The sequence below is a fragment of the Paraburkholderia phenoliruptrix genome (assembly GCF_902859825.1).
GTDB classification, from domain to species: Bacteria; Pseudomonadota; Gammaproteobacteria; order Burkholderiales; family Burkholderiaceae; genus Paraburkholderia; species Paraburkholderia phenoliruptrix.
Map to the genome: position 1 here is coordinate 146,050 of NZ_CADIKB010000008.1, position 13,042 is coordinate 159,091.

Sequence of the window (13,042 nt, forward strand, 5' to 3'; positions counted from 1 at the left end):
CCTCCCTGAGACTCGCGCGGCGAACCATTCGAACGCGAGCAGCGAGGAAGAATTGTGCGGATGGACGCGTCTGAGCGACACTCAGCCAAACGGCTAACGTGACCGAACCCACGCGCCGGCACCGACCAAAGCGGCTACAGTGAAGCCTCGTTCAACGCAGTGAAGAGACTTGTCAAGAACTGTCAGTAAGCACGCCGAAAGCTGAAAAGCGGGACGGCTATAATCGCGGGACTGTTTTTTGGTGCCTATATGCAATCCACGTCTCCCACTTCTCCGCCGCCCGCGCCGCAGAAGCGCAAACGCCCGTTGTGGCTCAAGCTCGTTCTTGGTTTTTTCGGGCTGATCGTTGCGGGCGTGGTGTGCGTGCTGCTGGTGCTCGGTTATGCGCTCGTGGTCGCCACACCCAACCTGCCCTCGCTCGATGCACTCACCGACTACCGGCCGAAAGTGCCGCTGCGCATCTATACGGCCGACCACGTGCTGATCGGCGAATTCGGTGAAGAGCGGCGCGACATCGTGCGCATTCAGGACGTGCCCGACAGCCTCAAAAAAGCGGTGCTCGCCATCGAGGACGCGCGCTTTTACGACCACGGCGGCGTAGACCTGACGGGCATCGCGCGTGCGGGGTTCGTCGCGCTGACCAATGGCCATGCAACGCAAGGCGCGAGCACGATCACGATGCAGGTGGCGCGCAACTTCTTTCTATCGAGCGAGAAAACCTATACGCGCAAAATCTACGAGATGCTGCTCGCCTACAAGATCGAGTCGAAGCTCTCGAAAGATCAGATTCTCGAGGTCTATATGAATCAGATCTATCTCGGCCAGCGCGCGTATGGTTTTGCGAGCGCGGCGCGCGTGTATTTCGGCAAGGACATGAAGGACCTGACGCTCGCCGAGTCCGCAATGCTGGCCGGTTTGCCGAAGGCGCCTTCGGCCTACAACCCGGTGGTGAATCCGAAGCGCGCGAAGGTGCGTCAGGAGTACATCCTGCAGCGCATGTACGAGCTGCATTACATCAACCAGCAGCAATACGACGAAGCCAGCCGTCAGCCGCTCGTCGTGAAGGGCGCCGGCAAGGAATTCAGCGTGCATGCGGAATATGTCGCGGAAATGGTGCGGCAGATGATGTACGCGCAGTACCGCGAGGAAGCCTACACGCGCGGGCTGAATGTCGTGACGACGATCGACTCCGCCGATCAGGACGTTGCCTATCGCGCGCTGCGCAAAGGTTTGATGGACTATGAGCGGCGCCACGGTTATCGCGGCCCCGAAGCGTTCATCGACTTGCCGTCCGACGCGGACGACCGCGAGCAGGCCATAGACGACGCGCTGCTCGAACACCCCGATAACGGCGAGATCATCGCGGCGGTCGTAACCGCCGCGAGCCCTAAGCAGGTGCAGGCCACGTTTATCGACGGCAACGTGGCGACCATTCAGGGCGACGGCCTGCGTTTCGCGCAGTCGGCGCTCAGCGCACGCGCACAGCCGAATCAGCGCCTGCGGCCGGGCGCGATCATTCGTCTCGTCAAGAACGACGAGGGCGAGTGGGCCATCACGCAATTGCCGCAAGTGGAAGGCGCATTCGTTTCCGTCGTGCCGCAGGACGGCGCGATTCGCGCGCTCGTCGGCGGATTCGATTTCAACAAGAACAAGTTCAATCACGTGACGCAGGCGTGGCGTCAGCCGGGCTCGAGTTTCAAGCCGTTTATCTATTCGGCTTCGCTCGAAAAAGGTCTCGGGCCGGCCACCGTCATCAACGACGCGCCGCTCTTTTTCAGCGCCGCCGAGACGGGCGGCCAGGCGTGGGAGCCGAAGAATTACGGCGGCGGTTTCGACGGCCCCATGACCATGCGCACTGCGTTGCAGAAGTCGAAGAATCTGGTGTCGATTCGCATCCTCAATCACATCGGCACCAAGTACGCGCAGCAGTACATCACGCGCTTCGGTTTTGACGCGGACCGGCATCCCGCCTATCTGCCGATGGCACTCGGCGCCGGTCTCGTCACGCCGCTGCAAATGGCGGGCGCATTTTCGGTGTTCGCGAACGGCGGCTATCGGATCAATCCGTACCTGATCGCGGAAGTCACCGATCCGCGCGGCGTCGTCGTCGCGCACGCGCAGCCGCTCGTCGCCGAGCAAAGCGCGCCGCACGCCATCGAGCCGCGCAACGCGTACGTCATGAACAGCCTGCTGCAGAGCGTCGCACAGCGCGGCACGGGCGCCAAGTCCAACGTGCTCAAGCGCACGGACCTGGGCGGCAAGACCGGCACGACGAACGATTCGCGCGACGCCTGGTTCGCCGGCTACCAGCACACGCTGACCGCCATTGCCTGGATCGGCTACGACAACCCGCGCAGTCTCGGCGACAAGGAAACCGGCGGCGGGCTCGCGCTGCCCGTGTGGATCGAGTACATGGCACGCGCGCTCAAGGGCGTGCCGGACTACAAGACGCCGATGCCCGACGGCGTGGTCGAACTCGGCTCAGAACTGTATTTCGACGAATTCACGCCGGGTCATGGTTTTGTCGCGACGGTCGGCGTCAGTCAGGCGGCACTGGACGAGGCTAGCGCAGCGTCCGCCGCGCCCGGGCAGGTCGGCGAGCAGGAGAAACAGGACATCATGAACCTGTTCCGCGGGCACTGAGCGGGCAGGTTGCCTGCAGCAAATAAAAAGCCGCCGCGCAGATCATGCGCGGCGGCTTTTTTTGAGGCTTGCGCGCAGGCGCGCGTTGCCGTGCTCAGGCCTCGAAGTGCACCGGCTCGCCGGCCTGTTGCGTCGCGTATTCAGAAAGCGCCGCGAAAAATTCCTTGCCGCTGCGCGTGTCGCGCCACTCGCCGTCGACGAAACGGTAGTGAAAACCGCCGGCTTTGGCAGCAATCCAGATCTCGCTCATGGGCGGTTGCAGATTGACGATGATCTTCGAGCGGTTCGCGAATTCGAGGGTCAGCACGTTGCCGCTGCGCTCGAGTTCGATGTCGGCTTCGGCGTCGTCCAGCGCGCGTTCGATGGCGGCTAGCGCAGCCTCCGCGCGGGTCAGGTAATCACTATCGGACATGCTAAACTCCATCGATTATTCATTCAGGGACAGTCATGCGAGTCGTATCTCGGATGCGCGCGGCGGCGCCCGGCCGCGCGATTGTAGCGGGTTTAGCCATTCTCGCAGGTTGCGCGCTCGGCGGTTCGCTCGCCGGCTGCGGGCAACGCGGTTCGCTCTATTTGCCCACCGTGCCGCCCTTGCCGGCCAAGCCGATCGACCGCACGCAGCCGCCGTCGCCGGACGAAGTGAAGCCTGGCGCCGAAACCGCATCCGACGCGGACTCCATTCCCGATACGTCCGGCACGCCGCTTTCTCTCGCGCCGGCAGACGAACTGTCGGCGTCGGCGGCTTCTGCCGCTTCCGCCGGAACTGCCTCGAAGCCAGCCCCCGCCGCCACTCCCGCTCAATAAGAACTCCGCATGACTCGACCTGCATTTGACTATGTCGACGGCGTGCTGCACGCCGAAGGCGTGTCCGCCGTTTCGCTCGCCGAACAGTTCGGCACGCCGCTCTATGTGTACTCGCGCGCCGCGCTCACCGACGCGTGGAACGCCTACGCGGGCGCATGCGCCGGCCGCCGCGCGAGCGTGCACGTCGCCGTCAAGGCCAACAGCAATCTCGCGGTGCTGAACGTGTTCGCGCGACTCGACGCGGGCTTCGACATCGTGTCGGGCGGCGAACTGGCGCGCGTGCTGGCAGCGGGCGGCAAGGCGGAAAACACCGTGTTTTCGGGCGTCGGCAAGCACGCGGACGAAATGCGCGAAGCGCTTGCGGCCGGCGTCAAATGCTTCAACGTCGAGTCGATTCCGGAACTGGATCGCCTGAACGCAGTGGCGGCGCAAATGGACAGGAAGGCGCCGGTTTCGCTGCGCGTGAACCCCGACGTCGACGCGAAAACGCATCCCTATATTTCCACCGGGCTCAAGTCGAACAAGTTTGGTGTCGCATTCGAAGATGCGCGCGCCACCTATCAGGCGGCCGCAGCCATGGCGAACCTCGAAGTGGTCGGCATCGACTGCCATATCGGTTCGCAGATCACCGAGGTGGCGCCTTACCTCGACGCCGTCGACAAGCTCCTGGAGCTCGTCGAGCAGATCGAGCAGGACGGCCTCACGATCCGTCATATCGACGTGGGCGGCGGCCTCGGCATTACCTACGACGACGAAACGCCGCCGGACATCGGCGACTTCGTGAGCACGGTGCTCGACCGCATCGAGGCGCGCGGCCACGGCCACCGCGAGGTGTACTTCGAGCCCGGCCGTTCGCTCGTCGGCAATGCGGGCGTGCTGCTCACGCGCGTCGAATTTTTGAAGCCGGGCGCTGAAAAGAACTTCGCCATCGTCGATGCAGCCATGAACGATCTCGCCCGCCCGGCGATGTACGAGGCGTATCACCTCATCGACGCCGTCGTTCAGCGCGAAGTGCCGGCGCATGTGTACGACGTCGTCGGGCCGGTCTGCGAAAGCGGTGACTGGCTCGGGCGCGAGCGCCTGCTCTCCGTCGAGCCGGGCGACCTGCTCGCCATCCGCTCGGCCGGCGCGTACGGCTTTGTGATGAGCTCGAACTACAACACGCGCCCGCGCGCAGCGGAGGTCATGGTTGATGGTACACAAGCGCATGTGGTCCGTGCGCGCGAGGAAGTCCAGCAGCTGTTTGCGGGCGAAAGCATCCTGCCGGCGTAACCATAATCAACCAGCGGCCGCATGAAAAAAGGCGATGTCACGGTGGTGGCATCGCCTTTTTTTGCAGCGCCAGTTCAGCGCGACCGTTGCTTTATCGTCGTTTTGTTCCGCGGTCCCGCAACCACACAACCAGACGCCAGCCCAGCAGCGCCAGCATGATCGCGCCGTAGATCTTCGGCAGAATCAGGTCGTGCTTGCCGGCCTTCATCCACCAGAAGTGCAGAATCGCGAGCGCGCCGATCGCATAAACGGCGCGGTGCAACGCCTGCCAGCGGCGCCCGAGCTTGCGCACCATCGCGCGCGGCGACGTGACGGCCAGTGCAATCAGCAGCACGAAAGCGGCAAAGCCCACGGTGATGAAAGGCCGCTTGCCGATGTCCTTGACGATTTCCGCGACGTCGAACCACTTGTCGAACCAGAAATAAGTCATGAAGTGCAGCGTCGCGTAGAAAAACGCGTACAGCCCGAGCATGCGGCGAAACCGCAGAAAGGCGGCCACGCCGGTGAGCCGGCGCAACGGCGTCACGGCCAGCGTGATGCATAGAAAAACCAGCGTCCACAGCCCCGTGGAACGCGTGATGAATTCGATTGGGTTGGCGCCCAGCCGATCGGTCGCGCCGAACAACACGATGCGCGCGAGCGGATACCACGCCGCCACGAAGACGGCGACTTTGGCCGGCACGACCCAACGCGAGCCAGCCGCGGGCCGTCTCGGTGCTGCGGACGCCGGCGCGGACGTGGCCGCGCGCGCCTGCGCCCGCGGCGCATTGTGCTCGGTGCGCGCGACAGATTGAGTATCGGAAGCCATCGTCATGTCGCTTAAAAGTTCTTCTTCAGGTCCATGCCCTGGTACAGCGACGCCACCTGATCACCGTAACCGTTGAACATCAAGGTCTTGCGCTTCGGCGTGAAAAAGCCGTCTTCGCCGATGCGCCGCTCCGTCGCCTGACTCCAGCGCGGGTGGTCGACGTTCGGATTCACGTTCGAATAGAAGCCGTATTCATTGGACGCATAGGTGTTCCAGCTCGTCGGCGGCTGCTTCTCGACAAAGCGGATTTTGACGAGCGACTTCGCGCTCTTGAAGCCGTATTTCCACGGCACTACGACTCGCACCGGCGCACCGTTCTGATTGGGCAGCACCTGACCGTACACGCCCATCGTGAGCAGCGTGAGCGGGTTCATCGCCTCGTCCATGCGCAAGCCTTCCGAATACGGCCAGTCGAGAATCGGCGTGGACAGCCCAGGCATCTGCGACGGATCCGCCAGCGTGATGAACTGCACATATTTCGCGTTGCCGGTTGGCTGTACGCGCTTGATCAGCTCCGCGAGCGGCACGCCGATCCACGGAACCACCATCGACCAACCTTCGACGCACCGCAGCCGGTACACGCGCTCCTCGAGCGGCGCGAGCCTGAGCAATTCGTCGATGTCATACACCTTCGGATTCTTGATCTCACCCTCGACACTCACCTTCCACGGCCGTGGACGCAGCGTCCCGGCGTGCTCGGCAGGATCCGCCTTATCGGTGCCGAATTCGTAATAGTTGTTGTAGCTGGTGATGTCCTTGAACGGCGTGATCTTGTCGAGTGCGACGAACTTCGTGTTGGTCTTCGCCGCGAGCTTCTGCGCCTTGGGGTCGGGCGACGTGTAAGCCGCCAGCGCTTCGCCGTTCACGCCGATCAGACTGCCGAGCGCCAATGCGCCGGCCGCCTGCAGCACGCGCCGCCGGTTCTGGAAAATGTGCTGCGGCGTGATTTCGCTGCGAGCGATATCGTCGCCGGTGAGTTGAATCCTGTCGCTTCGCTTGATCCACATCGTGCTGCTCCTTGCGGCCCCCGGGTCAGACATCCAGCGGGGCCATGGTGATGATCGCTCGTCGGGCCATTTCACGCGCTCTCTCAACCACAAACACATTCAATGCGCCAATATTCCGCCAGCCGTAAAAAAACCGCCGGTGTGAAACACGCGGCGGTTGTTTGTCGGTCGAGAACGGCGAATATTACAGCTTGCCGTAACTATGCAGGCCGGACAGGAACATGTTCACGCCGAGGAAAGCGAAGGTGGTAACGAGCAGGCCGGTCAGCGCCCACCAGGCCGCGACCGCGCCGCGCAGCCCCTTCATCAGACGCATATGCAGCCAGGCCGCGTAGTTCAGCCAGACGATCAGCGCCCACGTTTCCTTCGGGTCCCAGCTCCAGTACCCGCCCCAAGCCTCCGCGGCCCACAGCGCGCCGAGAATCGTCGCAATCGTGAAGAACGCGAAACCCACGGCGATGGACTTGTACATCACGCCGTCGAGCACTTCGAGCGCCGGCAGGCGATCGGCCAGCACGCCGCGCTCTTTCGCGAGATAAGCGACCGCGACCATGGCCGACAACGCGAAGCTGCCGTAGCCGATGAAGTTCGCCGGCACGTGAATCTTCATCCACCAGCTTTGCAGCGCGGGAACGAGCGGCTGGATCTGCTGCGCGTCGCGCGCAACCGAATACCACATCAGGAAGCCGACGGCCGCGCTGATGACGAGCAGCACGAATGCGCCGAGCGCGCGCGTGTTGTAGTGCTGTTCGTAATACAAATAGAAGAGCGCGGTGATCAGGCTGAACAGCACGAACACTTCGTACAGGTTCGAGATGGGGATGTGGCCGACGTCCGCGCCGATCAGATACGACTCGTACCAGCGCACCATCAGGCCGACGAAGCCCATCACCACCGCCGCCCACGTCATTCTCGAGCCGATCGCGGCGCCGGTGGGCGAGCGCGACAGCAGCCCGATCCAGTAGAAAACGGTCGCGAACACGAACAGCGCGCTCATCCACAGAATGGCGGATTGGCTCGACAGGAAGTACTTCAGGAAGAACGCGTTGTCCGCGCGGGCGAGATCGCCGTGATAGATCTGGATGGCCAGCAGCGACAACGCGGCGATTCCAGCCATGAGCGGGCGCGCGGGCTTCCAGCGCCAGCCGAGCACGACAAACGCCGGCACCGAGCACACCAGCACCAGCTTGTCGTAGTAATTCATGAACGGGTGATAGCGCGACAGCGCGAAGCCGGCGCCCGCCACCATCGCGAGGGCGAACAGCCAGTCGGCCACGCCGAGCCGTTTCAGGAACGGCCGCTCGTCGTACCGAACCGCGTTGAGCGCTTCGTCCGCGGGCGTCTTGGCAGGCCGGGCGGCGGCAGGAGAGGATGAGGAAACCTGAGTCAAGTCCATGGTATTACCGGGTCGAATCTTGTGAGCTTGCCGACTGAGTGCCGGCGCTGCCGGACGCTGCATCGACGGGCTTCGCGCCTAGCGCGGCGCCGACGGCCTCGCGCGTCTGAGCAAAGTCTTTTTCGAAGTCGAGCGTTTTGCGGGCGCTCGACATGGCCATCACGACATGCGTGCCCTGCTCAGAGTCTTTGAGCCAGAACCAGAGGCGCCGTTCGCGGACATAGAACATCGAAAAGATGCCCAATACGAGGAGCAGGCTGCCAAGATACACGACTTTTTTGCCGGGCGCGCGCGTCAGCTGAAATACCGAGGCTTGCACCTGCTTGAAGGAGTCCAGCTGCAAGTAGACCGGCGATCCATACAGAAAGCTGTCCGATATGGCATTGATCGAGCTTTGGACGAAGCGGCTCGTCTCCGCATTCGCCTGCGCGTCAGGCTCGCCCTGCTGCTGGCGCGAGAGTTGCCAGAGGTCCCACATCGAGCCTTCCAGCATACGCAGCAGCAAACCAGCGGCCTTTTCCTGCTCGGCCTTCGGCACTGAATGGTCGATAAAACCGGCAATAGCCTGGAAGCCGCCCATTGGCTGACCGTTCGGCAGCTTGAGGCTGTTGTCGGCGCCGGCAAACAGGGTCAGCACGCGCAACGCGCTTTCTTCGAGATGCTGCTGCAATTCGGTGTTCGCTTCCGGCACCGAGCGCAGCGCAAAGCGGTGCGCGGCTTGTGCGCGCACCGCCGGGTTTTCCAGCACGGCGCGCAGGTTCATCCATTCGTTGACGGTGCCGCCGCTGTCCGCGGGAATGCGCAGGTAGCGGAACGGATCGTCGGGATTCAGGCGCATGCCGGCGAGGAAGAACTTCTCGCCGCTCACCGCCACCGGCAGCATGTAGTTGTTGTACTCGCGCGCCTGGCCGTCTTTGTCGCGCACCTTGTACTGCACCGAAGGGCCGACGTTGTGCAGCTCGAGCGGCTTGGACGTCTTCGCGCCGGAACCGAGCCGCTCGTCGAATGCTTCCTTCAGCGAGCGGTGCGCCGCGACGCCGCGGGTGTCCGTTTGGCCGTTGGCGTTCGAGATGTTTTCGACGTTGATCGCGCGGAAATCGGTGAACTCGACCGTCTGGCCGTCGGCGAGCGGCGTGGCCGAACTCAACGGCGCATTGCCGCCGATGGTGCCGCCGAACGGCGCGGTTTTCGCGCTCGCGCCGGTCATCGGGTAGGCCGTCATCTGCATTTGCGAGCCGCCGTCCTGGAAGCTCGACTGATAGATCGACACGCCGTCGTACTCAAACGGCTTGTTCACCTCGATGCGCGCCGGCACGCGCGCGCCAGTCTTGTGATCGACCACGACGATGTCGCTTGCGAACAGCTTCGGCATGCCGGTCGAGTAATAGTCGACGATGAACTTCTGCAGCTCGATCGAAAACGGCAGATCCTGAATGAGCGAGCCGTCAGGCTGATTCAGGATCGCGGTGGACACGTGCTGCCCTTCCGGCACCCACGCGTAGCCGCGGAACGTCGGATTGGACTGCGACAGGCGGTGCTCCGGCGGGATGTCGTTGATCACCGTGTTGGCGCGGATCGGCGATTTATCGAACAGCCACATTTGCAGCTTGATAGGCAGGTTGCTGTCGAGCAGGCCGCCGAGGCAAATCACCACAATCGCGAGATGCGCGGAGATGTAGCCGAATTTGGTGAGCGCGCCGCGCTTCGCCGCGATGAGCGTGGCGCCGTCGGACTCGCGCGCGACGAACTTATAGCCGAGCTTCGCCGAAAGTTTGCCGAGCGCCGCTGCCGTCTGCGCGCGCGTGCCGTGCACCGCGAATTCGCTCTTGTGATGAAACGCGCGCAGACTCGCTTCGCGGACCTTGTCTTTCCAGCTCTTCGCGTCGGCGATCATTTTCGGCGCGTTGCGGATCACGCACAGCGACACCGACACCATCAGGAAGCCGAGAATCAGCATGAACCACCACGAGCTGTACACCGTGTAGAGGCTCAGCGCGCGGAAGATGTCAGCCCAGAACGGGCCGAACTGATTGACGTAATTGGGATAGGGATCGTCCTGCGTGAGGACGGTGCCGATGATGCTGGCGATCGACAGAATCACCAGCAGCGCAATGGCAAAACGCATCGAACTCAATACTTCGACGACGCTGCGCAAGACGCGATGGCCCGACTTCGACTGCAAACCCGACGTGGTGACGCTCATTCATACTCCGACTGAACAGCAAAAAAGGGTGAAGGGCGACCGTAGCGACGACGCCCCCACCCTTTTCTTGTTTTTCACCGGCCTCGGCGGGCCGGTTGCACTTGCGCGCGAACCTCTTAGTGCAGGCCCGCGATGTAATCGGCTACAGCCTTGATCTCGCTGTCCGACAGACGCGATGCGACCGCATGCATCGCCTCATTGTTATTGCGTGCGCCGGGCCCCTGCGTGAACGCGCTCAGCTGCGCCACCGTGTACTCGGCCCATTGCCCGGACAGACGCGGATACTGCGACGGAATGCCTTGCCCCGTAGGCCCGTGACAACTTGCACAGGCCGGCACGCCCTTGTCCGAAATCCCGCCCCGATAAATTTTCTGCCCGAGCGGCACCGTATCTTTGTTGTGCGCGTAGCCGGGTTTCTGAGCCTGCGCCGCGAAATAGGCAGCGACGTTGACCATGTCCTGATCGGATAACGCCGACGCCATGCCCGTCATGATCGCATTGTTGCGAGCGGGTTGCTTGCCGCCGGGCTGTGCCTTGAAATCCTTGAGTTGTTTGACGAGATAGTCGGGATGCTGACCCGCCAGCTTCGGATACGCACCGCCGGCACTGTTGCCGTCTGCGCCGTGGCACGACGCGCAGACCTGCACCGCGATTGCCTGCCCCCGATTGATGTCCGGCTTTGCCGGATCTGCTGCTCGTGCCTGAATTCCCAAACCTGAAAGACCTGCCGCTACCTGAAACACCATCAGAGCCTTGCACAGTCGATTCATTCGCACACCCTGTCTCGTCTTGTGGGATTTTAGAGGTTTTGCACAATACGACGGCGACCCAAGTGACCGCCCAGGAGCCGCCGAGGCACGCGGGCTGGCCCCCTCAGGTTTTCAGTAAACCATCGTATTGTACAATAACTCGCTAATCGCTAAGACGCCAGTCGGGCTTGACCCGTCCCCAATCCGGGTTCCCCGGCGTCTCGAAATCCGGCCTGCTCATGTCCTTCCTGCTCCACCAATCCCGCTTTTTTACGACCGTCAATCACCTGCGCGATCTGCCGGCCACCGCTCAGCCCGAGATTGCTTTTGCCGGGCGCTCCAATGCGGGCAAATCGACGGCCATCAACATTCTGTGCAATCAGAAGCGGCTTGCCTTTGCGAGTAAGACGCCGGGGCGTACGCAGCACATCAACTACTTTTCCGTGGGGAAGGCGGACGAACCCGCTGCGCATCTCGTCGATCTGCCGGGCTACGGCTATGCCGAAGTGCCCGGCGCCGCCAAGGCCCACTGGGAGGCGCTGCTTTCCACCTATCTGCAATCGCGCTCACAACTGCGCGGCATGATCCTGATGATGGACGCGCGCCGCCCGTTGACCGACCTTGACCGGCGGATGATCGAATGGTTTGCGCCGACGGGCAAGCCGATTCACGCGCTCTTGACGAAATGCGACAAATTGACGCGCCAGGAAAGCGTGAACGCGTTGCGCACCACGCAGAAGGGGCTGGCGGAATATCGGGCCGCAGGCTACCAGGGCGAACTGACGACGCAGCTTTTTTCGGCGCTCAAGCGGGTCGGCATCGAGGAAGCGCACGAACTGATCGAGAGCTGGCTAATCCCTGACGCAAAGGGCGAAACGGACGCTGCGCAGTAAGGCGCGCGCGCTCTTTTGACGGCCTGAAGGCGCGATTTCGGCGGCGCATAAAAAAACCCGCCGCTTGAACGGCGGGTCAAACAGCCTAATCGAAAAACGACAGGCACCCGCTCAGGGAGGAGAAGCGGGGAGGTCAGCGCCAAGCGCCTTGCTCGATCGGTATGATATACCATTGTCTTGAAAAGTTTCCGCGAGTGGGCGCCGCCCCGGCTGGCGCCCCCCGTGTCATCGCCCCACTCAAGATATCCACGGTTTTCGATCCCACATGAGCTTCTACCCGCATTTTCGCCCGCGCCGTATGCGCCGCGACGACTTTTCGCGCCGTCTGATGCGCGAGAACATTCTCACCACTAACGACCTGATCTACCCCGTCTTCGTCGTCGAAGGCAACAACGTCCGGCAAGCCGTGGCGTCGATGCCCGGCGTCGAACGCGTTTCCGTCGACCTGCTGATGAAAGTCGCCGAGCAGTGCGTCGAACTCGGCGTGCCTGTGCTGTCGCTATTTCCGGCGATCGAGCCCTCGCTGAAAACGCCCGACGGCCGTGAAGCGACCAACCCGGCCGGTCTGATTCCGCGCGCGGTGCGTGCACTGAAGAAGCACTTCCCGGAACTCGGCGTGCTGACCGACGTGGCGCTCGATCCGTACACGAGCCACGGCCAGGACGGCGTGCTCGACGAAACGGGCTATGTCATCAACGACGAAACCGTCGAGATCCTGATCGAGCAGGCGCGCGCGCAGGCTGAGGCCGGCGTCGACATTGTTGCGCCTTCGGACATGATGGACGGCCGCATCGGTGCGATCCGCGAAATGCTGGAAAGCGAGGACCACGTGCACACGCGCATCATGGCTTATGCGGCCAAGTTCGCGTCGGCGTTCTACGGGCCGTTCCGCGACGCCGTCGGCTCGGCCACGAACCTCGGCAAAAGCAACAAGATGACGTACCAGATGGACCCGGCGAATTCGAACGAAGCGCTGCGCGAAGTCCAAGCCGACATCAACGAAGGCGCAGACATGGTGATGGTCAAGCCGGGCATGCCGTATCTGGACATCGTGCGTCGCGTGAAGGACGAATTCCAGTTTCCGACCTACGTTTATCAGGTCAGCGGCGAGTACGCGATGCTCAAGGCGGCGGCGCAGAACGGCTGGCTGGACCACGACAAGGCGATGATGGAATCGCTGCTCGCGTTCAAGCGCGCAGGCGCCGACGGCGTGCTGACGTATTTCGCGCTGGATGCGGCGCGGATTCTCCGCTCGCAGAAGTGATGG

General features: G+C 62.8%; 11 protein-coding genes. 5 read left to right on the forward strand and 6 right to left on the reverse strand.

The genetic code is table 11. The annotated features are described in order from the left end of the window. Positions 1-249 precede the first annotated feature (249 nt). Positions 250-2,643, forward strand: a complete 2,394-nt coding sequence (locus tag HV711_RS11760; RefSeq protein ID WP_035479603.1) for a penicillin-binding protein 1A — start codon at positions 250-252, stop codon at positions 2,641-2,643. 94 nt (positions 2,644-2,737) lie between these two features. Here the strand turns inward: HV711_RS11760 and cyaY are convergent, their stop codons facing one another. Further along, positions 2,738-3,055: an iron donor protein CyaY gene (gene cyaY / locus HV711_RS11765; RefSeq protein WP_015003908.1), complete on the reverse strand. Its 318-nt coding sequence runs from the start codon at positions 3,053-3,055 to the stop codon at positions 2,738-2,740. A gap of 35 nt (positions 3,056-3,090) precedes the next feature. Between cyaY and HV711_RS11770 the strand changes: the two genes are divergently transcribed. Together HV711_RS11770 and lysA are read left to right on the forward strand one after the other, a co-directional pair. Next, positions 3,091-3,447: a lipoprotein gene (locus HV711_RS11770; protein WP_013589817.1), complete on the forward strand. Its 357-nt coding sequence runs from the start codon at positions 3,091-3,093 to the stop codon at positions 3,445-3,447. Positions 3,448-3,456: 9 nt separating this feature from the next. Beyond that, positions 3,457-4,719 carry a diaminopimelate decarboxylase gene (lysA, locus tag HV711_RS11775; RefSeq protein WP_035479606.1) on the forward strand — a complete coding sequence of 421 codons (1,263 nt, stop codon included), beginning with the start codon at positions 3,457-3,459 and terminating at the stop codon, positions 4,717-4,719. Positions 4,720-4,810: 91 nt separating this feature from the next. Here the strand turns inward: lysA and msrQ are convergent, their stop codons facing one another. The 5 genes from msrQ to HV711_RS11800 form a co-directional block, all read right to left on the reverse strand. Continuing rightward, entirely contained in the window at positions 4,811-5,527 is a 717-nt protein-coding gene (msrQ, locus tag HV711_RS11780) for a protein-methionine-sulfoxide reductase heme-binding subunit MsrQ (protein ID WP_028362775.1), read from the reverse strand. A gap of 11 nt (positions 5,528-5,538) precedes the next feature. Beyond that, on the reverse strand, positions 5,539-6,534 hold the full coding sequence (msrP, locus tag HV711_RS11785) for a protein-methionine-sulfoxide reductase catalytic subunit MsrP (RefSeq protein ID WP_028362774.1): 996 nt from the start codon (positions 6,532-6,534) through the stop codon (positions 5,539-5,541). Between the two features lie 184 nt (positions 6,535-6,718). Continuing rightward, positions 6,719-7,930, reverse strand: a complete 1,212-nt coding sequence (gene ccsB, locus HV711_RS11790) for a c-type cytochrome biogenesis protein CcsB (RefSeq protein WP_035479610.1) — start codon at positions 7,928-7,930, stop codon at positions 6,719-6,721. A gap of 4 nt (positions 7,931-7,934) precedes the next feature. Next, positions 7,935-10,133 (reverse strand): cytochrome c biogenesis protein ResB, encoded by a 2,199-nt coding sequence (locus HV711_RS11795; protein WP_035479612.1) that lies wholly within the window; start codon positions 10,131-10,133, stop codon positions 7,935-7,937. Positions 10,134-10,249: 116 nt separating this feature from the next. Beyond that, positions 10,250-10,903, reverse strand: a complete 654-nt coding sequence (locus tag HV711_RS11800; RefSeq protein ID WP_035479614.1) for a c-type cytochrome — start codon at positions 10,901-10,903, stop codon at positions 10,250-10,252. A 218-nt stretch (positions 10,904-11,121) separates the two neighbouring features. Between HV711_RS11800 and yihA the strand changes: the two genes are divergently transcribed. Together yihA and hemB are read left to right on the forward strand one after the other, a co-directional pair. Continuing rightward, the gene (gene yihA / locus HV711_RS11805) at positions 11,122-11,775 is read left to right on the forward strand and encodes a ribosome biogenesis GTP-binding protein YihA/YsxC (protein ID WP_028362770.1); all 654 of its coding nucleotides are present in this window, start codon (positions 11,122-11,124) and stop codon (positions 11,773-11,775) included. A 265-nt stretch (positions 11,776-12,040) separates the two neighbouring features. Next, positions 12,041-13,039, forward strand: a complete 999-nt coding sequence (hemB, locus tag HV711_RS11810) for a porphobilinogen synthase (protein WP_028362769.1) — start codon at positions 12,041-12,043, stop codon at positions 13,037-13,039. The last annotated feature ends 3 nt before the right edge of the window (positions 13,040-13,042 follow it).